Genomic DNA, 20882 nt, shown 5'->3' with positions numbered 1-20882 from the left:
ACCCTGTTCGGTCCCGTCTTATCGCGACGCTTGGGGGTGTCCCTCGGTGTGGACCTCGTGCCCCATAAGACATGTACGCTGGATTGCGTGTATTGTGAATGCGGCGCCACGACCCATCTGACATTGCGGCGGAAAGAATACGTTTCCGTAGACCGGGTCATGGCCGAACTGCACAGGTATCTCTCGCACAATGAAAAGATCGATTACATTACTTTCTCCGGTTCCGGAGAACCGACCTTGAATGACGGTATCGGCGAGATCATTCAATTTCTCAAATCGGATTATCCCGAATTCAAGGTGGCGGTGCTGACCAACAGCACCCTGTTCGATCAGCGTTCAGTCAGAGAACAGGTAAAGAATGCCGACGTGGTCATGGCATCTTTAGACGCCGGGACAGACGATCGTTTCAGACAGATTAACCGTCCCCATCCGCAACTCGATCTGAAAGGGATCGTCGATGGTGTTTCAGCCTTCGGAAAAATGTTTGACGGCCGTTTGATCCTGGAATATTTCGCCGTCCGAAACGTCAACGATTCGGATGATGACCTGTATCGGTTGAAGGAAATTTTACGGCGCATCGATTCGAAAGGCATCGTTGTGAACACCCTCGATCGTCCGGGAACCCAAGGATGGGTTCGCCCGGTGGAATCCAATCGTCTTCGAATCATTTCAGAATTTCTCGGAAATGCCGAAGTTGTAAAATATCCATCATGCAACCAACCTGTCGGCGAGAGACGGCATGGCGACTTGATGGCCCGTTTGGTCGATACGGTCAGAAGGCGTCCGTACACGGCCCGGGACGTTTCGCAGATCATGGGACTCGATGTTGAAACAGTGAAGCCGATGCTGGATCGACTGGTTGCCTCCAATCGACTGGTATCGAAACGGATGGACCGTGGCCTGTTCTATTTGGCAGCATGAACGGATTGGCTGTGATGAAAATACCGTTGACTACTTTTGCACATAACGGCGGCGACTCATTTTAGGACACAGGGGGATGTTATGCCGATTTATCTGTGGGAAGGAAAGAACAGGAACAATGTCGTTCAAAAAGGCGAGATGGAAGCATCCAGTGATGACGTGGTGCGCTCCAATCTCAACAGACTTCGGATAACGCCGACCAAGATAAAGAAAAAACCCAAAGATCTTTTCGAGAACGTTTCTTTTCTCCAGCCGAATGTCACCCAAAAGGATGTCATCCTGTTTTGTAGGCAGTTTTCGACCATGATCGATGCGGGGCTTCCCATCATCCAGTGCATGGACATTCTGCACGCCCAGCAGGAAAACGCCACTTTCAAAAAGATGTTGAAAGCCATCAAGGAGCAGGTGGAAAGTGGATCCACGCTGGCCGATTCGCTGAAAAAGTATCCCAAACAATTCGACGATCTGTTCGTAAATATGGTTGCCGCCGGTGAGGCCGGCGGTATCCTGGACACCATCCTGAGGCGGCTTTCTGCCTACATGGAAAAGGCCGCCAAACTGAAAAGCCAGGTCAAAGGTGCGATGACCTACCCGATTGTCACCTTGATCATCGCCGTGCTGGTCGTTGCCATCATTCTGGTGTTCGTTATCCCTGTATTCGAAGAGATGTTTGCCGACATGGGAGGGACGCTTCCCGGACCTACACTCATCGTCATCGCCATGAGCGACTTCGCGAAATCGAAAATCCACTGGATCATTATCGGTGTTGCTCTTTTCATTTTTGCGTTCAGAAAGTATTACAAGACCGAACGTGGACGAAAAATGGTCGATGCCACCATGCTGAAATTGCCGGTATTCGGGCTTCTGCTCCGCAAGGTGGCGGTCGCAAAATTTACCCGAACCATGGGAACCATGCTTTCCAGCGGCGTCGCCATTTTGGAAGCCCTGGATATCGTCGCCAAGACCGCAGGGAATAAAACCATAGAGCAGGCCATTTACACCGTCAGGAGTGGCATTGCCGAAGGCCGCACCATGGCGGACCCACTGGCCGAGACCGGCGTTTTTCCGGCAATGGTGTGCCAGATGATCTCCGTGGGCGAATCGACCGGTGCCCTGGATGCCATGCTCCAGAAAATTGCCGATTTTTACGAGGAAGAGGTGGATCAGGCCGTAGAAAACATGACATCCCTGATCGAACCGTTCATGCTCGTCTTTCTGGGTGTTGTCATTGGCGGTCTGGTCATTTCCATGTACCTGCCCGTGTTTAAAATGGCTGGCAATCTGTAAAGGACGATTCGACCACGCGTATGGGAAATTCCGCGGTTCCTTTTACAATATAAACCGGCCCGCGGATATCCGCCCATGTATTAACGATCACAGAGAAATCCACCCTTCACGAAAGACGTGACACGTAAAAAACCGGCTGCCCGATTTGACTGAATTGCTGCCCAATTCCCAGCACGATCAAGAGACCTTCAGCAGAAAACTCAACTGGTTGATGTCGCTGCGGTTCTTATTCGCTTTGCTGTTGCTGGGATCGACCATCGTCGTACAAATTGCCTACCGCAATTATAAATTAGAAATTCCGACCCTATTGCTGTACGTTCTTTGCGGGACGATTGTTCTCTTGTCCGCTTTTTACGGTCTGATAGCGCCCATCGTAAAAAGGCGCCAGATTTTTTTTGTCAACATTCAGATCTGTATCGATGCCATTTGCATTTCTCTCGTTGTTTTCATAACAGGGGGCTATTCCAGCGTATTCTCATTTTTATATTTATTGATCGTCATCTATTCCAGTGTGTTCGTATTCAAACGGGGCACCCTCATGGTTGCCTTGTTTTGCAGTCTTCAGTTTGCCATGCTGCTTGTTCTCGAGCTTTACGGGTATATCGATCCATTCGGGTATGGGGGAGTCTGGCGTGCTGTAACCTTGACCGGGGTGCAAGTCTTCCAGAAAAGTGCTATTATGGCCGTCGCGTGTTTTTCTGTCGCTTTTTTGAGCGGTTACCTCGCCGATCAGGAGCGTAAGTCGAAAGCGGAACTGGTGGCCATGGAAGCCCATCTCGACAGGGTTCAGAGTCTTGCCCAAATCGGCGAGATGGCCGCCGGCCTGGCCCATGAGATTAAAAATCCCCTGGCATCGTTGTCCGGCGCCATTCAGATTCTGAAAGGCGAATTGGAGCAGGACGCGGACAACATGCGCCTGATGCATATCGTTCTTCGCGAAACAGACCGGTTGAGCAGTCTGGTCAATAACTTTCTGACGTTCGCAAGACCTTCCGCAGGCCAGGCAAAAACGGTTAATCTGAATGCGGCCCTGGCGGAAATCGTTACCTTGTTTGAAAAAGATAGCTCCATCGATCAGCGAATCAAGGTTACGCTAACGGATTTTGACGATACCTATATAGAAATCGACCCCTTACAGCTTCGACAGGTCGTATGGAATCTGTTGTTGAACGGTGCGGAGTCCATCGATGGCGAAGGTACGCTTGATATAAACGTGAAGGCAATAAAAAATAAATGGATCGCGGTTGAAATCGCCGACAGTGGTTGTGGCATGGACGACAAAACAGTACAGGCCATTTTCAATCCTTTTTTTACGACAAAACCAGATGGAACCGGTCTAGGTCTTTCGATTGTATACCGAATTTTGGAAACCTATGGATATCGTCTGGACGTGCAGAGCACGCCCGGCCAAGGCACAGTTTTTACACTCTATTTCAATCCGACCGATCCCGCCGCAATCGCCTCTCCTGCATAAGCCGTCATAGGCCTTTTCGATCTTTCCGTTCACATTACTGCACATTTTATTCGGGGTGATTTGTGCATTTTTAAACACGTTTACGAAGGAAGGCTGCCGGTCCAGGGGGCAGGGTAGTGCGTATGGAATGAATCGAAACCAACAGGCAGAAGAACATCATTGAAAACAGTGGGATACCGATCTCAACGCCCTGGCGGTGATGGAAAACATCAGGGCGTAAAAATATGGCACGGGTCGTGCTTAAAAAGAAGGCAACGCTTTTTGAAATAGCTTGACAAAGGCAAACCACCCGAAAGGGTGCGACGCAAAGCCAACGGCCTCACCCCCTGGAATCAGGGAAAGGCGGCAGGGCTGCCGAGCGAACACAGCATCTTCCGAATCCGCTGCTGGTCGCACGGAAAAATACACGGGAGATGCAACATGAAAGCAACCTTACGATCCACCTTCACGATCCTGTTTCGTACCATCGCGACTTTACTTTTCAGTGCGACGTTGGCGCTGGGCGCCAACGTCACCCTGCAGTGGGACGCCAACGACCCCGAACCCGAAGGCTACCGGGTCTTCGTACGGGAAAGCGGCGCCAGCTACAACTACGCCAACCCCATCTGGGAAAGCGATGCGGCCAGCGAGACCACCTGCACCCTGATCGGCCTGACCGAAGGCACGACCTACTATTTTGTGGTTCGGGCCTATGAAGGCGATCTGGAAAGCGCCGACTCCGAAGAAGTGAGCTACACGCCGGCCGCCGCCGCGGTTAACCAGGCACCGGTGGCCGAAGCCGGCGGCAGCCAGAGCGTCTACGAAGAAGCGGCCATAACCCTGGACGGCTCGGCTTCCAGCGACGCCGACGGCAGCATCGCGAGCTACCTGTGGGCGCAGACTGGCGGAACCGCGGTTGCGCTGAGCAGTGCCGCAACGGCCCAGGCTTCCTTTACCGCCCCCATCGTCGACCTTGCCGGAGAAACCCTGACCTTCAGCCTGACGGTAACCGACGACGAAGGCGAAAGCGACACGGATACCGTCACGGTCAGCGTACTCAAGTCCTCGAGCACCGACGTGGACGGTGACAACGTACCCGACGTGCTGGACCTTTTCCCCAACGATCCTGCGGAATGGGCCGACAATGACGGCGACGGCATCGGCGACAACGCCGATACCGACGACGACAACGACGGCATGAGCGACACCTGGGAAGAAAATTACGGCCTGGATCCGCTGACCGACGACGCCGATCTGGATGCCGACGGCGACGGCGTGACCAACCTGGACGAGTACAGCGCGGACAGCGATCCGACAACCGTGCCGGGCAACACCGCACCCGATGCACCGACCATCGAAGAGGTCTCTCCGGCCGAAACGGTTTCGCTGACCCCGGTACTGGTGACCGCGGCCTACTTCGATGCCGACAACGACGCCCACTTCAAATCCCAGTGGCAGATCAGCACGGACAGCGATTTCGCCACCCTGATCCTGGACAAGACCAGCAAGGTTCAGCTGACCGCCTACGAAGTCGGCAAGATGGTGCTGGACGTCGATACGGTCTACTACTGGCGGGTGCGCTTCATCGACACGGACAACGGCGTCTCCGAGTGGTCCGAGACCGCCACCTTCACCACCATTGCCCCGGAGACGGCCGGCGATGCGGACCTCGACGGCATCCCCGACAGCCAGGAAGTGGATGCCGCCGCGGACGTCAATGAAGACGGCGTGGCCGACAGCCTGGAAGGCGACATCATGAGCCTCAATACGGTGGAAGGCCAGACCATGGTGGGTGTGGAACCGTCCTCCGACGGGATCACCCTGGTTTCGGTGGAATCCATCGCTTCCGATACGATCTCCGACCAGTCGGTGAAGATGGGTTTCGGGCTGATCGGATTCCGGTTGTACCTGGCCGACGGCGTGACCACGGCCACGGTGAAGATCTCCTTTAACACCCGCGTGCCCGCCGATGCCCAGCTGTACAAGTACACCGAGGAAAACGGCTGGCAGGTATACGCCAATGCCGTGTTCGCGGCCAACCGCAAATCGGTGACCCTGTTGCTGGAAGACGGTGGCGCGGGCGATGAGGACGGTGTGGTCAACGGCGTGATCGTGGATCCCTCCGGCATTTCCTATACGACTGAATCCACCGAATCCGACAGCGCCTCGCTGTCCACGGGCGCCTCCTCCTCCGGCAGCGGCGGCGGCTGTTTCATCGGCACCGCAACCGGCTCCAACACGGTTTCCGGACCCGCTGCATGGATGAGTATGATCCTGCTGGGAATGGGAGCGCTACTTGCCGCCGTCTTCGGTTCGGTTAAAAAGTAAGTTTGGGTTCGATTCGCTTGAAATTGAAACGATAAAAAGTTAATAACGCAAACACCCCCTGATGAATCATCGTCAGGGGGTGTTTTCATATCAGCACGGTTCGTTCTGGAGAACTAATTTCTTTCGGATCGATGGATAAGGTCGAAAGCGATTTTGGCAACCCGGTCCGATGCCCCAGCCCCACCGAGAAGTTCCCGCACGCCCAGCAACTCTTTTTCGAGTTGTCTCAATTTCTCCGGTTCAGAAACCATACGGATCACCGTTTCGGCAATGGTTTGCGGTGATGCATCCTCCTGAATCAACTCCGGCATCAGCGGCTTTTTCGCAATCAGGTTGACGAGGCCGATAAAATCGACCTTGATCAGTCTTTTTCCCAGCCAGTAACTCAAGGGGGAGACCTTGTAGACGATAACCGTTGGCGTACCGTGGAGGGCCGCTTCCAATGTCACGGTGCCCGAGGCGCCGACCAGAACACAGCTTTCCTTGAATATCGGTTCAACAGGCCCTTTTACGATGGACACGTCAAGGGAGCCTGCGTATTGCCGGAAAATGTCTTCCAGCAGGTCTTCTTTGATGGAGGTCGAACAGGAAACCAGGAATTTTACGGCCGGCAGGCCGTTGTCGATCCGTTGGGCCGCCTGGAGGATAACCGGCAACAGCGTCGTAACCTCTTTTTCCCTTGATCCGGGAAGCAGACCGATAACCGGTTTTTCCGAATTGTAACGGTTGGAATCATGGCCTATCGCTGGTGGAATTCTGTCCAGCAGCGGATGCCCCACAAAGGTTACCGGTACCCCATGCTTGCGGTAAAAGGAGGCTTCGAAGGGCAGGATTACCGCCATGTGATCGACCAGACGTTTGATTTTTTTCACCCGATTTTGCCGCCAGGCCCAGATTTGGGGGCTGATATAGTACAGAACCGGGATCTTCAATTTTTTTGCCACGGCAGCGACGCGAAAATTGAAATCGGGGAAATCGATCAGAATCAGCAGATCCGGTCTGAGGCGGTGCAGTGACTTTTTTACCAAACCCATGGCCCGATAAATCGTTGGCAGTTTGGAGATTACCTCCGTAAGGCCAACGACGGACAGTTCCCTGGAATCGACGATGATCCGGGTCCCCTCGCCCTGCATGGCATTGGCCCCCACGCCAAAAACGAAGGCATCCGGGGAGCGTTTCCTGATGGCCCGGACCAGCCTGGCGCCATGCATGTCGCCGGACGCTTCGCCGGCAATGATCATGAACCGTTTTGAAGACATTCGATCCGTTGGTTGATGTCAATTCACAAGATGCTGACTGGTTTTTTTGATCTGGGCCATGATGGACAGGGCGGTCTTCAGGGCATCGCGTCCCATCTGGCCCGTTACCAAGGGTTGACGTCGATGTTTTACAGATTGAATGAAGGATTTCAACTCATCGTCCAGCGCGTCGCCCTTGTCGAATTGCAGTTCCTCGATTTTCATGCCGGGAATGAGGTCGTCTCCGTGATTCGATTCCGGACGGACAAGGGTAATTTTATGTTCGGCAAAATCGATCGAGATGTAGGCATCCTTCTGAAAAAGTCTCAGTTTTCGCTCGTTCTTTGCAGAAATCCGGCTGGCAGTCACATTGGCCACGGCGCCGTTGTCAAACTCCAGGCGGGCATTGGCAATGTCGATGTTTTCGGATACAACCTCGATGCCGGCGGCATGAACACTTTTGATTTTCGATCCTACCAGGTTCAGAATTAAATCGATGTCATGGATCATCAGGTCCAATACCACGCTGACGTCGGTGCAGCGTCCTTGATAAATACTGAGCCGATGGGATTCAATGAAACGCGGTTGGTCAACCTTGCCGCGCAGCGCGACCACCGCAGGATTGAAGCGCTCCAGATGCCCCACCTGGATAATCGATCCATTGGATTCGGCGATCCGAATCAATTCATCGGCATCTTCTATACGGCTGGTCATCGGTTTTTCAATCAGGACATCGATATTCTGTCTCAAAAAATCCCTGGCGATGGAGAAATGGGCCGGTGTCGGTGCCGCAACGCTGATGGCATCGACTTTTCCGAAGAGGGATCTATGGTCCTGGTAGTAGGCCGTGGCATTGTCTTCGGCAACCTTTTCCCCTTGAACGGGATCCGTATCCACCACTCCAACCAGATCCACATCCGGCATAAAACGATATTTTTGTGCGTGGAATTTTCCCAGGTATCCGACGCCGACAACGCCGACTCGCAGTTGTTTCATTGATAGCCCCGACGATTCAATTGGATGCATTTTTTCCGATGTCTATTCGCAAACAATGGCAATACCATTCTCATCCGCCAGACGGATCATTTCCGGGCGATCGAAAACGACGGTTCTTTGCGCTTCGATGGCCAATGCTCGAACACGGTTTCGGATCATGGTTTCAATGGTTTTTTTCCCTACCGATGGAACGTCGAAACGAAAATCCTGATTGGGTTTGCATACTTTTACCAATACGGCTTCACCGTTGCCCAATCTGCCCCCGCGCTCGATGGTGGCATCGGTACCGTCGATGGCTTCCACGGCCAAAGTGGAACCACCACCGACGACGACGCTCTGACCGATGTCCAGTCGACCGATTTCCCGGGCGATGGAAAAACCCATGACAATGTCTTTTTTTTCCGACCGGCTCGGTTTGCGTTTTGTCCAGACACCTTTTTTCGCCAGCAGCTCGGGAAGGAGAAATGTGGACGGTTCCACCTTGATGCCTTCTTTTTCGAGGCTGTCCGCAAACGCACACATGATGGCATCGTCGTGCGTATGCCGCATCCCGGCGATGATGGCGATGGCCTTCATATCCGGTTTCACGTCGGTGAACAGACGTGTCTTGCGAACGGCGCCCAGCATAACGGCCCGCCTGACCTCGTTCTGTTTGAAAAATCGGATCAGGCGTTTGACCTGGCCCAGATGAAGCCATTGGATTTTTTCCGACCACCGGGCCAAATCGGGATCGGCTTCGTTGACATAGGCTGCCGTGAACAGGCTATATCCCTTTTCTATGGCGGTTTTGGAAAAAAGCAGGGGGAACTGGCCGCTGCCGGCAATGAGGCCAATTCTTTTTTGAGAAAAATGGTCGGGCACGATTACTTGTCCAATCGAACGTCCATGGAAACTATCGGGTCACCCCTCTGGAGGAAGCTTTGATAAACCCGATGAACCTTTCGACTTCCGGAACGATTTCCACTTCGGCATGAACACGCTGGATCGCTTCGTTCAGGGTCAGTCCATAACGGAACAGAATCCGGTATGTTTTTTTCAGAGCGGACATGCTGCGATCCGAGAAACCATGACGTTTGAGACCGACACGGTTAAGGCCATGCAATATGGCGCGGTCGCCCGCTGCAATGACGTACGGCGGAACGTCCTTGACCACGGCGGATTTGCCGCCGACAAAGGCATAATCGCCAATTCGGACGAATTGATGGATCGCCACAAGACCGCCAACGGTGGCGTGATCGCCAATGGTGATATGGCCGGCCAGCGTCGTGTTGTTGGCCAGTACTACCATTTTTCCGATTCGGCAATCATGGGCAACATGCGTGTATGCCATCAGAAAGGATTTTTCTCCCACCTCTGTCAGGCCGCCGCCGGGTTCCGTTCCGCGGTGAATGGTGACGAACTCCCTGATGGTTACGTCCGGTCCAATTTTTACACGGCTTTTTTCTCCGCCGAACTTCAGATCCTGGGGGATGGCGCCGATGGCTGCGAATTGAAAAATTCGGCATCCGGGACCAATGTCCACCTGGGGATCGATGACCACATGCGGACCGATAAAGGTCCCCTTGCCGATGGTAACGTCCTCGCCGATAACTGAGTAGGCACCGATTTGTACGTTTTCGTCGATATCGGCGTCGGGGCTGATGATCGCTGTCGGGTGTATCATGTCAATCTCCATAAGCGGCCAGCAGCTTCGCTTCGGCGACGGTTTGACCGTCAACCTTGGCGATCCCGGCCAATTTTACGGCTTTGGATCGGGCTTTCAGCATTTCCAGTTCCAGTATCAACTGATCGCCGGGAACGACCGGTTTTCTGAAACGGACGTTGTCAAAGCCCATGAAATAAATTTTTTTTACTTGGGTATCGGGGGGCAGCGATTGGATGACCAGCACCCCACCGGCCTGTCCCATGGCCTCAACGATTAGAACGCCGGGCATGATGGGGGCATCGGGAAAATGTCCCTGAAAAAATGGCTCATTAATGGTGACATTTTTTATGGCAACGATTCGTTTGTCTTTCTCGAATTCTATAACCCGGTCCACTAACAAGAAGGGATATCGATGGGGAAGGGCCTCCATGATCGATCGGATGTCAAATTTGTTATCCATGAGAAGATCTCCGCTTCAGTTCGATTCCTTTTTAACGGAATTTTCCAGATCGGCGAGTTTTTTTTCCAGATCGGCGAGCTTTTTCTTCATGTCGGGCAGGGACGGAATGATGTGTTGGACCCTTAGCCAGGTTCTGTGGGGCATGGCGTTGGTACCCGATGACACCACTTCTCCGTCCGGAATGGACTTGCCGACGCCGGTCATGGGGCCGACCGTAACGTGATTACCGAGTTCCAGGTGGCCGGAGATACCTGCCTGCCCGGCCAGAATCGCGTGATGCCCAATTTTGGTGCTGCCGGCGATTCCCACTTGGGCGACGATCACGCTGTCCTCTCCGATGACGACATTGTGGGCAATGTGGACCAGATTATCCGTTTTTACTCCCCGTTGAATCCATGTCCGACCGAAGGTGGCCCGGTCGATGGTGTTGCAGGCACCGATCTCGACATCGTCATCGATCTGCACGATGCCGATCTGGGGAATTTTATAGTAACGGCCGTCATCGGGCACGAATCCATATCCGTCGCTCCCGATCACGGTCCCCGAATGGATGGTGACCCGATTGCCGATGCGGCATCCGTTCATAATGGTTGCGTTGGGATGAATGACGCATTGCTCGCCGATCGTGACCGCATCGCCGATAAAGGCGCCGGCATGCACGTTGGTGGCGGAGCCGATGGTTGCCCGGTTGCCGATATGGGCCAATGGTCCGACAAATACGCCTTCGCCGATACGAGCGTCCCTGCCGATGACCGCCTTTTCATCGATGCCTGCAGGCGGTGAAGGCTGCGGATGATATAATCCCACAACTTCAGTAAATGCCAGTTGCGGGTTGCTGACATGGATCAGGTTTTTGCCGGGAACCGAAGCTTTTTCGGGAACGATAATCGCCCCAGCGCGGCAGGTGTCCATCCGCTTTAAAAATTTGCTGCTTCCGGCAAAGGTGATCTGAGTGGCACCAGCGGCGTCAAAAGGCGCGACGCCATCGATTCGCTTTTCCTTGTCACCTGACGTTTCGCCGTTGATTCGGCGGGCAATTTCCTGAAGCGTATATTCGATGGGCACGATTCGTACCTGCCTTATTTCTTTTCTTTTTTGGCGTATCGCTGGTTGAATTTTTTAATGACTTCGTCGGTGATGTCAATGGTGCTCGGCGAGTAAAGAACGCCCCGCTTGTCCATGATCATCAAATAGCCTCCTGATTTACCGATTTCGTCGATGACTTCCAGCGTTTCCTCCTGAAGGTCTTTCATCAGTCTTTTCTGTATTCCCTGCAGTTCGGCCTCGTATTTTTTCTGCAACGTCTTGATATCGTTGACCTTAATTCTGAATTCCCGTTCTTTTTCTTCCCGCATTTCCTTGCTCATCACGAGGGCTTCACGTTCCAGACGTTTTTTCAGTTCCTCGATTTCGGCGCCTTTCTCCTTTAATTCGGCCTCCATCTTTTTACCTTTTTCGGTGATTTCAGCCTTGATTTCTTTTCCGGCATCCGAATTTTCGAACAGGCGCTGAAACTCCACCACGCCGATTTTAGCGACATCGGCACCCAGCGCCGATCCGGCAGTCAAAAAGACAGTCAGCATTGTCAGGATGAGCCATTGGTTGCGCAATTGCATAAGTTCCCCTTTCCTCATCATCCGTAGTTGTTTGTTTTTGTGTATCATTAAACCGCTGTTTTAATCAAATGGTTGATCGTATGGCCGCCATCGGTTCTTTTTCGCTGAGATCCGGCGGCAACAGCCAACGCTTTGGCCTTTAGAAAGCGCCTCCCATCGAAAATTCCCAGTTGACACCCGAATCCTCGCCGTTTTCTTCGATAGGATCCAAGATGTGGCCGCCTTCGATGCGAATCGGTCCGATGGGGGAATACCATCGAATGCCGTATCCGGCCGCCTGACGGAGATTTCCCAGGTCGATGGTATCGTCCGGACCGTACACATTGCCCGTGTCGTAAAAGATCACTCCTACGATACCCAGATCCTTGAACAAGGGATAGCTCAATTCGAAGTTGAATTGAACATAGGTTTCGCCGCCTTCCTCGGTTTCCTCACCGTCGCTGTTGATGCCTTTGATGTGGATGTCCTGGAATTCGAAACCGCGGACGGAGTTCATGCCGCCCAGATAGAATTTTTCATAATCCGGCAAGGTGTATCCGGGGAGCTGCTCCACCCAACCCGATTCACCATGGAAAAACGTTACCAGGCCTTTGTAAACCGGGATGTACCACCCCAGCTCGCCGACGACCTTCTGAAAACCGTGATCGCCCCCCAACCCTGCATAAGTGTACCGAAGACTGTGATCCTGGCCTTGCGTGGTGTTGAAGGCCCGGTCCCTCGAATCGTAGCTCAATCCCGTGGTGATCGAACTGGTGGCGTTCTCGCCTTCAAGATCTTTCACATTGTCCGACGCGTCGTCCGTCACTTCCGAAATGTCAGTGATGTCATACCGGTACGACAAAGAGACGCGGGTGAAATCCCATATGGGATAACTGAAACCGATGCCGCCTCCCATGCTGGTTCTGTCGTAAGTGTCGTATTCCCGTTTGCTGCGGTAGAGATTGGCGGTGCCGGACAGTGGAATGTCGAACAGCCACGGCTCGGTGAAACTCAGGTTGTACAGATCGGAAGATCCCCCGACCTGGCCTCCCAATTTAATGATCTGCCCACGGCCGAACAAGTTTCTCTGGGAAACGGAACCGGTCACGAAAAAATCGTCCACTGTGCTGTACCCTGCGCCGAAGGTGAAGGTTCCCGTGGCCTTTTCAACCACATCCACCTTGACGTTCATTTTGTCTTTAGCGCTGCCCTCGACCGTATCCACCTTTACATCTTCAAAAAAGTCCAGACGGTGAAGATTGCGCACACTTCTTTTAAGGCGGCTGCTGCTGTAGACTTCTCGTTCGTGAATACGCAGTTCCCGCCGGATGACTTTGTCGCGGGTACGGACGTTTCCCGAGATTTCGATGGCTTCGAAATAGACCTTTTCTCCCTTTGTCACCGAGTAGGTAATATCGACCAGATGGTTCACCGGGTCCTCTTGGGTCCTCGGGGAAACATCGGCGTTGGCAAAACCGGCATTGGCATGCAAATCGGTCAGCCACAGGATGTCCTTGCGGACCGCTTCCCGATTGAAAAAAGGCTCCCTGGCAATATTCAAACCGGGCATCAATTTGTCTTTGGGGACGAGGAGATCTCCGTCCATGTCGATGGTACCGACCTTATAGCGTTCTCCCTCCTCGATCTTGAAGGTGATGTAGATCCATTGTTCTTCGAACTCGACCACGGGATCGGCCACCTTGGCATGGATGAATCCATTAATATTGTAGTAACCCATCAGGCGGGCGGCGTCCTGGCTCAAATCTTCCCGGTTCAATTCTCCGGAGGACGTGAGCCATGAGAAAAACCCCTTTTCCGACGTACTGAGCAGTTTCTTGAGTTCTTTGTCGGAAAAGGTCTTATTGCCCTGAAAGGTGATCTTCTTGATTTTGATTTTCTCGCCTTCATCGATGGTAAATTCGATGTCCGCCTGATTGTTGTCGCGATCATGGACGGTATATTCGATTTTTATATTGTGATAGTTTTTCTCCTTATACATGAGTTCGAGCTGGTCAATATTTGACTTGACCGTAAAGATGTTGAGAATGGAGCCCGTACTGATGCTTAAATTTTCGCGCAGCTTTTCATCTTTGAAGACGCGGTTGCCGCTGAACGAGATTCGTCTGATGGTGGGCTTTTCCGCAACGTGAAAGACAATGATCTTTCCGCCGTCGCTATCCTGGGATTCAACCCGGATGTCTTCGAAATAGCCCATTTTGTAGATATTTTTCATGTCTCTGGAGATGTCGCCGGCACGCAGCACATCGCCGGGCTTCACCCGGATCACCCGTTGGATGGCATCGGCTTCGATGCGTTTGTTCCCGGAGACTTGAATCTCGGTAATGAGTTCCCTCCGAAACAGGTTTCGGGCCAGTTTCTCGGTCGATTTTTTGACGACCGTGAGCAGGTTTTCCATACCGGTGCCGGCCTCGAAAACGGATACAGCAGGGGCGCTGCCCATCGATTCCACCATATTGATGTCCAGGCTGATGTTGTTGCCGATGCGTGTCATACTCCCCCAGATCACGCTATCGGCCCCCGCCGAAAGGCCCATTTTCCGGATGGCCTGGATATCCGAGATTTTTTCCGCTGCCGTGTCGGAGGTGCCCTGATCCAGGGGGACAAAGACAGCACCTTCCGGTTGCAGATATTCTTGGATCGCTTTGGGGATATCCCGCCTCAGGTAAGATAGATCCTGGCTGGCGTTTATTTCAAATGGCAGCACCAGAACATGGACCGTTTCCTCCGCGGCGACGGACCCGGCCAGAAGATATAGGGAAAAGAACAGCACGAACAAACATCGCCTCAACATCGAACCCCCTTTAAGCGTATCGGTCTCTTCATCAATGGTTTCATTTCAGCATCTACAGCCATTGGGGCCAATCCTTGGACGGTTTTCAATCCGCTCCTCTTTGTTTTTCGCATTAATGACGGCTTTGAGAAAATATTGTTTGCAACGGTCAACGAAATTCCTGCAGGGCGCCGTTGACGATGGTGACCCGGCGCGATACAAGGGCCGCCAGTTCCATATTGTGGGTAACCACAACGAGCGCCATGCCCATTTCCTGGTTCAGTTCCATCAAAAGGGTATGAATGATATCGCTGTTGCGGCGATCCAGATTCCCCGTGGGTTCGTCGGCGAGAAGAATGGCCGGTCTTTGAACCAGCGCCCGGGCCAGGGCGACACGCTGTTGTTCGCCTCCGGAAAGTTCGTTCGGTCGATGGCTTAATCTTTCTTCAAGGCCGACACGGACCAGAATCGATTCCGCTTTTTCTCGGGCCGATTTTTTATCCATCCCTCCGACCAAAGCCGGCATCATGGTGTTTTCAAGGGCCGAGAATTCGGGCAGCAGGTGGTGGAATTGGAACACGAACCCGATGGTTTTATTGCGAAAGCGCGCCAATTGGGCGTCGTCCAAGCGCAGTACATCGGTTCCCGAATAGTTCAATTCCCCGGCATCCGGCCGGTCCAGGGTCCCCAGGATGTGAAGCAGGGTGGATTTGCCGATTCCCGACGCCCCCACGATTCCCAGGGTTTCCCCGAATCCCAGTGCGAAAGCCAAACGGTCCAGCACCACGATGGGGGACTTTCTGTGGTTGTAAGTCTTGTTGATCCCCGAGGCTTGAATCAACGGCCCAGCGGTTTCGTTCGGCCCCCGGGGCGTCGTCGCCGGGACCTGATTTTCTCGATCAGCCATGGCGGATGGCCTCCACAGGGTCAATGGCCGCGGCCTGGCGGGCCGGATACAGGGTCGCGGCAAAACAGATCAATATCGCACAAAACGCGATCATAAAAACGTCCGTTGTTTTCAGGTTAACCGGTAAACTGGTGATGTAGTAGACATCCGCGGGCAGATGAATGAATTCGTAGCGTTCCAGCAGGGTGCACAGGATCAACCCCGCCGATGTCCCCAGCGTCGTTCCGGCAAGCCCGATCGTTACGCCTTTGACAACAAAAATCCGACCAATGGATTTGGCTGTCGCCCCCATGGTTTTCAAAATGGCGATGTCTCTGCGTTTTTCCATAACCATCATGACCAGCGAACCGGCAATATTGAATGCGGCCACCAGAACGATCAGCGCGAGGATGATGAACATGACGGTTTTTTCCAGTCGCAGGGCCGAAAACAGATTGCGGTTGATCTGTTTCCAGTTCTCCACTTTATAATTGCTGCCCACTATCTGCTGAATCTTTTTCTGGAACCTGTCGGTTTGATCGAGATTCGCCAGCCGGATTTCGATGCCGGTAACCGATGCGGGCATGCGCAGCATCTTCTGGGCCTGGTTCAAGGTTACGAAAGACAGCGCCCCGTCGAATTCGTACATACCGGATTCGAACAGATCGACAACTTTGTATTTGACCATGGCAGGAATGTGGCCGGCCGGAGAAAGCATGCCCCTTGGTGTAATCATGTGGATGCTGTCACCGCGAATTACGCCCAGGCTGGCGGCCAGCTGCTTGCCCAATATGATGCCCGGAGTGATACGAGCGCCTGCGTGCGTATTTTTTGCCGCGGAATTCGGCGCCATCAGACTGCCGGTATCGACGCCGGGAATCCCGGCTTTTCCCCTTGTGGGGACAATGCCTTTCAGCAGCGCTCCCGCTGCCCGGTTGGCGGTACGAAGGACCACCTGGGTAGAGATATACGCCGAGGTGCTTTCGATCCCCCGGATGCCGGCCACCTTTTCAACGATTCGGTCATAATCGGTCAGGGCGTCTTCTTTTTGGGTGATCACCAAGTGCGGGCGAATACCCATGATGCGCGATTTGAGATCGGCTTCGAACCCGGCCATGACGGCAATGACCACGATCAGCGCCATTACCCCCACCGCAACCCCGGCGACGGAAAGGGCGGTGATCAGCGAAATGAAGGCCCGCTTCTGGCGGGTCCTTAAGTATCGCCCGGATACGAATGTCACAAACGACATGGCGGTTCCAATAGTGGCGGAGATTGTTTTTTACTTTTACGGCTCTTGCCTGGCCTCATTGGACGGATTAATTGTCAGTCTTGGAAATTGACCCCTTGGGCTTCATGTGAGGAAACAGGATGACTTCGCGAATGGACGCAGCGTCCGTCAGCAGCATGACCAGACGGTCGATTCCGATTCCCTGGCCGGCGGTTGGCGGCATTCCGTATTCCAGGGCTTCGATGTAATCGTCGTCCATGCAGTGGGCTTCTTCGTCCCCGGCCTCACGGTCCTCCACCTGCTGCACAAATCTTCTTCGCTGGTCCTCGGGATCGTTAAGCTCCGAAAATCCGTTGGCGATTTCACGACCGGCGATGAACAGTTCGAACCTTTCGGTCAGATCCGGATGCGTGTCGCTTCTTCTGGAAAGCGGTGAAACTTCGGCCGGGTATCCTGTGATGAACGTCGGCTGAATCAATTTGGGTTCCACCAGAATGTCGAACAGCTTGGTGATGATTTTGGCCAGGCGGCCGGTTTTGGTGACCGTAATTCCCTGCGCTGCAGCAAATTCAAGCAGGCGGTCCTTATCGGTCAGCAGAGACGGATCGACACCGCCGATTGTTTCGAGTGCGTCGAACAAGGATATGCGCTGCCATTTCCCTCCCAGTTCGACCCGGTCGCCCTGATAGGTGATGCTGGTGCTGCCGTTCACTTCTTCAGCGATGTGGGCGAACATCCGTTCGGTCATATCCATCAGGTCTTCATAGGTGGCGTAGGCCTGGTAGAATTCCACCATGGTAAATTCCGGGTTGTGCCGGGTGGAGACGCCTTCGTTCCTGAAGTTGCGATTGATTTCAAATACCCGCTCCAAGCCCCCCACCACCAGGCGCTTTAAGTAAAGCTCCGGGGCAATGCGCAAAAAAAGGTCCATGTCCAGCGCATTGTGGTGGGTGACAAAGGGCGTCGCCTCGGCGCCGCCGGGAATGGGCTGCATCATTGGCGTTTCCACCTCGAGAAAATCCCGGGAGAGAAAAAAAGAGCGCATGGATTGGATGATCCGGCTTCGTTTGATGAAAATCTCCTGAACATCCGGATTCATGATCAAATCGATGTAGCGCTGCCGGTACCGTTTCTCCGGATCTTTGAGGCCATGGAATTTTTCGGGCAGCGGCCGGGTGGACTTGCACACCAGATCGACGGCTTCGGCCAGCAGGGTCCACTCGCCGGTTTTGGTCCGAAAGAGACCACCGGATATTTTTACGAAATCGCCCACATCCAGGCGTTTGAACAGCGCATAGGCCGCATCGCCCACTTTGTCCTTGCGGATATAGGCCTGCATGAGGCCGGTACGGTCTTTGAACCGGATGAAAGCGGACTTTCCGAAGCGGTTGATGGCCATCATCCGACCTGCCACGGTAAAGAAAGTGGCATCTTCGTGCAGGTCCTCCGGCAGGGTTTGAATATGCTCTGCGATTTCTCCTATCGTATGGTCGATGGCAAATCCGTTGGGGAACAGATTGATTCCGTCCGCCTTCAGGCCGTCGGCCTTTTCTTTGCGCTTGCTCAGCAGGTCCTTCGCGTTATCCATGGAAGCTCCACATTGTTTGCATCTCGTTTGTGTCGGTCACCCTGCCGCTGCCCAGGCGAGACAAGCCCCTGCCAGACCTGCGGCCGGAAAATCGTAAACTACTTCTGCTATCTTATTTGGTAGATGGTGTCAAGGCGCGTGAACCGGCATTACCAGGCGGTAACCCGCGGCGGTCGGGGCGTTGCCGGTAAACGGGCAACCGCAATTAAAGGAATTGTCCATCACCGGTGCGATGGTTGTTCCGACTCGGTTCTGGGGCAGGCGGCAGCCGTTTTTTCGCGTACAGAAATGGAAATGGCGATCCCCTGCCAAAAACAGGGGATCGTTGGGGCGATGGTGTATTCAGCAGCAGCCGGTCTCGCCGCAGCCGGCACAGTCCGAGCCGCAGCTTGCCGGTTGCTGGGTAGCTGTTGCGTTAATGCCGACAACTTCGATATCGAAGGTCAGGGCCTGGCCGGCCAGGGGATGGTTGAGGTCGAAGACGATTTTCTCGTCGTTGATGCTGTCCACCCGGGCCGGAATCTGCTGTCCCTGGGGCGTGCTCAGCATCAGGGTCTGTCCCACCTCGGGTGTCACACCTTGCGGGATTTCGGATTTGGGGAACTCGTGCATCCGGCTTTCGTCCCTCTGGCCGTATGCTTCTTCCGGAGGAAGGGTGAAGGTCTTCGTCTCGTTGATCGCCATGCCCATAAGGGCCGATTCGAACCCGGGAATCAGGTTTCCGGCGCCCATCTGGACTTCCAGGGGCTGGCGCCCCTTGCTGGAATCGAACACCTCGCCGTTGTCCAGCGTTCCCGTGTATTCGACGCTTACGAACAGTCCGCTTTCAACTTTTTCCATTATAGACTCCTTGTTTAAAATGAATACGTTCAGGACAACATGACGATGAATCCACTAAAGTCAAGGCATGATTCCCATGCTTCGCTTCGGATCCGCGCCATTTGCGGGACGAAACCGGCTGCATTATCCTTGACTATTGCAAGACTTGCCGTAGTTTGAAGATGGCCAAGTGGCACTTTTTTGTTCTATATGAATGGCATCCAAATTTTTGCCCGGGAGGCGAACGATGCGCATCGAAAAAGACAGCATGGGTCCAATAGAGATTCCCGAGGAGGCCTGGTATGGAATTCATACGTCCCGTTCTCTGGATAACTTCGATGCCGCCGGTGAAACGTTGCCGCTGGAGATCGTCCACGCCATCGTTCGGCTGAAAGCTGCCTGCGCTGCGGCCAACGAACGGCTCGGACTGCTGGACAAAGACCGCTGCCAGGCGATTCACCGGGCTTGCGAGCAAATCCTGGCCGGCAGGCACGACGATCAGTTTCCCATCGATATCTTTCAATCCGGCTCCGGCACCTCATCCCATATGAACGTCAACGAGGTCATCGCGAATTTGGCAGCCGTTGAACTGGGGGGAAAGCCCGGGGATCGAACCACGGTTCATCCCAACGATCATGTCAACAAGGGGCAGTCCACCAACAATGTCTTTCCCTCGGCCATTCGGCTGGCCTGCCTGCAGCTTCACCGGGGACTGCAAGGGGCGCTGGAGCCGCTGGTGGCCGCATTCGAAAAGAAAGCGGAAGAATTTGCCAATGTTGCCAAAAGCGGTCGCACCCATCTGCAGGATGCCGTGCCCGTCACCCTGGGCCAGGAGTTCGGCGCCTATGCCCGGGCAATGCAAAAAGCCGGGTGCCGGATAGCCATGGCGGCAGAGAATCTGCGGGAGATCGGTGTGGGCGGCAATGCCGTGGGGACCGGAATCAATACCAAGCCGTCCTTCCGGGAAACCATCGTCCGGAGCCTGAACGATGCCACCGGTTTTTCGTTCACGGTTGCCGAAAACGGAATCGAGATCACTCAGTTCATGTCGGACATGGGGCAGGTTTCGGCTGCGCTGCGTTTGCTGGCCCTGGATCTGCTGAAGATTACCAATGACCTGCGCCTGATGGCTTCGGGGCCCAATACCGGCCTGGGGGAAATCCGACTGCCGGCGGTGGAGCCGGGCTCGTCGATCATGCCGGGCAAGATCAACCCCAGCATCTGCGAGGCGGCCAACATGGCCTGTGTCCAGGTGGTCGGCTGCGATGCCGCCATTGCCATGGCCTGCGGGCTGGGCCAGCTCGAACTCAACACCCATCTGCCGCTCATCGGGGCCAACCTGGTCAAGGCCTTCAATATCCTGATCCGGACCAGCCGGATGCTGGAGAAAAAATGTGTCCTCGGCATCCAGGCGGACGAACAGCGCTGCCGCAACAACTTCGAAAACAGTGCCGGTCTGGCGACCCTTCTCAATCCGGCCGTCGGCTACGACCGGGTGGCCGTGCTGGTCAAAGAGGGGCTGGCCAGCGGCAAAAATTTGAAAACCCTGGTGCTGGAAAAGAAGCTGATGTCCGAGCCGGAACTGGAACGGCTGTTATCCAAAGCGTTCGAACCCAACCTATAGCGTACTTGCTTCAGAAAACT

General features: G+C 54.0%; 17 protein-coding genes and 1 riboswitch. Of the genes, 5 read left to right on the top strand and 12 right to left on the bottom strand.

Going from position 1 to position 20882, the window contains the following annotated elements; genetic code table 11:
- The first annotated feature begins 57 nt into the window (after positions 1–57).
- The 4 genes from GN111_RS06525 (at position 58) to GN111_RS06510 (ending at position 5989) form a co-directional block, all read left to right on the top strand.
- Positions 58–921, top strand: coding sequence for a radical SAM protein (locus GN111_RS06525; RefSeq protein WP_170302166.1), 864 nt, complete (start codon positions 58–60; stop codon positions 919–921).
- Between the two features lie 81 nt (positions 922–1002).
- Entirely contained in the window at positions 1003–2208 is a 1206-nt protein-coding gene (locus GN111_RS06520) for a type II secretion system F family protein (RefSeq protein ID WP_155302984.1), read from the top strand.
- Between the two features lie 145 nt (positions 2209–2353).
- A complete protein-coding gene (locus GN111_RS06515; RefSeq protein WP_155302983.1) occupies positions 2354–3682 on the top strand; it encodes a two-component system sensor histidine kinase NtrB in 1329 nt (442 codons plus the stop codon).
- Between the two features lie 269 nt (positions 3683–3951).
- A riboswitch (cyclic di-GMP riboswitch) is annotated at positions 3952–4041 on the top strand.
- A 61-nt stretch (positions 4042–4102) separates the two neighbouring features.
- The gene (locus GN111_RS06510) at positions 4103–5989 is read left to right on the top strand and encodes a fibronectin type III domain-containing protein (protein ID WP_155302982.1); all 1887 of its coding nucleotides are present in this window, start codon (positions 4103–4105) and stop codon (positions 5987–5989) included.
- A 113-nt stretch (positions 5990–6102) separates the two neighbouring features.
- Here GN111_RS06510 and lpxB read toward each other — a convergent pair whose 3' ends face one another.
- From lpxB to GN111_RS06450, 12 genes are all read right to left on the bottom strand, one after another.
- Positions 6103–7248: a lipid-A-disaccharide synthase gene (gene lpxB, locus GN111_RS06505; protein ID WP_155302981.1), complete on the bottom strand. Its 1146-nt coding sequence runs from the start codon at positions 7246–7248 to the stop codon at positions 6103–6105.
- Between the two features lie 18 nt (positions 7249–7266).
- Entirely contained in the window at positions 7267–8223 is a 957-nt protein-coding gene (locus GN111_RS06500; protein ID WP_155302980.1) for a Gfo/Idh/MocA family protein, read from the bottom strand.
- 42 nt (positions 8224–8265) lie between these two features.
- Positions 8266–9084, bottom strand: coding sequence for an LpxI family protein (locus GN111_RS06495; RefSeq protein WP_155302979.1), 819 nt, complete (start codon positions 9082–9084; stop codon positions 8266–8268).
- A gap of 31 nt (positions 9085–9115) precedes the next feature.
- Positions 9116–9886, bottom strand: a complete 771-nt coding sequence (gene lpxA, locus GN111_RS06490) for an acyl-ACP--UDP-N-acetylglucosamine O-acyltransferase (RefSeq protein WP_155302978.1) — start codon at positions 9884–9886, stop codon at positions 9116–9118.
- A 1-nt stretch (position 9887) separates the two neighbouring features.
- A complete protein-coding gene (fabZ, locus tag GN111_RS06485; protein WP_155302977.1) occupies positions 9888–10328 on the bottom strand; it encodes a 3-hydroxyacyl-ACP dehydratase FabZ in 441 nt (146 codons plus the stop codon).
- A gap of 15 nt (positions 10329–10343) precedes the next feature.
- Entirely contained in the window at positions 10344–11393 is a 1050-nt protein-coding gene (lpxD, locus tag GN111_RS06480; RefSeq protein WP_231715687.1) for a UDP-3-O-(3-hydroxymyristoyl)glucosamine N-acyltransferase, read from the bottom strand.
- 14 nt (positions 11394–11407) lie between these two features.
- The gene (locus GN111_RS06475; RefSeq protein ID WP_170302165.1) at positions 11408–11944 is read right to left on the bottom strand and encodes an OmpH/Skp family outer membrane protein; all 537 of its coding nucleotides are present in this window, start codon (positions 11942–11944) and stop codon (positions 11408–11410) included.
- 139 nt (positions 11945–12083) lie between these two features.
- Complete coding sequence (bamA, locus tag GN111_RS06470) at positions 12084–14735, bottom strand: outer membrane protein assembly factor BamA (protein WP_155302975.1); 2652 nt, start codon at positions 14733–14735, stop codon at positions 12084–12086.
- Between the two features lie 148 nt (positions 14736–14883).
- Positions 14884–15621 carry an ABC transporter ATP-binding protein gene (locus tag GN111_RS06465; RefSeq protein WP_155302974.1) on the bottom strand — a complete coding sequence of 246 codons (738 nt, stop codon included), beginning with the start codon at positions 15619–15621 and terminating at the stop codon, positions 14884–14886.
- Positions 15614–16852 carry a lipoprotein-releasing ABC transporter permease subunit gene (locus GN111_RS06460; protein ID WP_155302973.1) on the bottom strand — a complete coding sequence of 413 codons (1239 nt, stop codon included), beginning with the start codon at positions 16850–16852 and terminating at the stop codon, positions 15614–15616. Before GN111_RS06460 ends, GN111_RS06465 begins: the two co-directional genes overlap by 8 nt.
- 67 nt (positions 16853–16919) lie before the next feature.
- Positions 16920–18419: a lysine--tRNA ligase gene (gene lysS, locus GN111_RS06455; protein ID WP_155302972.1), complete on the bottom strand. Its 1500-nt coding sequence runs from the start codon at positions 18417–18419 to the stop codon at positions 16920–16922.
- Between the two features lie 342 nt (positions 18420–18761).
- Positions 18762–19259, bottom strand: coding sequence for an FKBP-type peptidyl-prolyl cis-trans isomerase (locus GN111_RS06450; RefSeq protein ID WP_155302971.1), 498 nt, complete (start codon positions 19257–19259; stop codon positions 18762–18764).
- A gap of 226 nt (positions 19260–19485) precedes the next feature.
- On the opposite strand from GN111_RS06450, the gene GN111_RS06445 reads away from it, so the two are divergent.
- Complete coding sequence (locus tag GN111_RS06445) at positions 19486–20862, top strand: aspartate ammonia-lyase (protein WP_155302970.1); 1377 nt, start codon at positions 19486–19488, stop codon at positions 20860–20862.
- Positions 20863–20882 lie beyond the last annotated feature (20 nt).

Origin of the sequence: Desulfosarcina widdelii (assembly GCF_009688965.1) — a bacterium.
GTDB lineage: Bacteria > Desulfobacterota > Desulfobacteria > Desulfobacterales > Desulfosarcinaceae > Desulfosarcina > Desulfosarcina widdelii.
The sequence above is the reverse complement of the archived record's forward strand: the minus strand, read 5'-3'. Positions and strand labels throughout refer to the sequence as shown.

Coding starts and splice junctions, on each gene's coding strand:
- GN111_RS06520 (WP_155302984.1), top strand. CDS start 1,003: ATGCCGATTTATCTGTGGGAAGGAAAGAACAGGAACAATGTCGTTCAA.
- GN111_RS06510 (WP_155302982.1), top strand. CDS start 4,103: ATGAAAGCAACCTTACGATCCACCTTCACGATCCTGTTTCGTACCATC.
- lpxB (WP_155302981.1), bottom strand. CDS start 7,248: ATGTCTTCAAAACGGTTCATGATCATTGCCGGCGAAGCGTCCGGCGAC.
- GN111_RS06500 (WP_155302980.1), bottom strand. CDS start 8,223: ATGAAACAACTGCGAGTCGGCGTTGTCGGCGTCGGATACCTGGGAAAA.
- lpxA (WP_155302978.1), bottom strand. CDS start 9,886: ATGATACACCCGACAGCGATCATCAGCCCCGACGCCGATATCGACGAA.
- fabZ (WP_155302977.1), bottom strand. CDS start 10,328: ATGGATAACAAATTTGACATCCGATCGATCATGGAGGCCCTTCCCCAT.
- GN111_RS06475 (WP_170302165.1), bottom strand. CDS start 11,944: ATGCAATTGCGCAACCAATGGCTCATCCTGACAATGCTGACTGTCTTT.
- bamA (WP_155302975.1), bottom strand. CDS start 14,735: ATGTTGAGGCGATGTTTGTTCGTGCTGTTCTTTTCCCTATATCTTCTG.
- GN111_RS06465 (WP_155302974.1), bottom strand. CDS start 15,621: ATGGCTGATCGAGAAAATCAGGTCCCGGCGACGACGCCCCGGGGGCCG.
- GN111_RS06460 (WP_155302973.1), bottom strand. CDS start 16,852: ATGTCGTTTGTGACATTCGTATCCGGGCGATACTTAAGGACCCGCCAG.
- lysS (WP_155302972.1), bottom strand. CDS start 18,419: ATGGATAACGCGAAGGACCTGCTGAGCAAGCGCAAAGAAAAGGCCGAC.
- GN111_RS06450 (WP_155302971.1), bottom strand. CDS start 19,259: ATGGAAAAAGTTGAAAGCGGACTGTTCGTAAGCGTCGAATACACGGGA.
- GN111_RS06445 (WP_155302970.1), top strand. CDS start 19,486: ATGCGCATCGAAAAAGACAGCATGGGTCCAATAGAGATTCCCGAGGAG.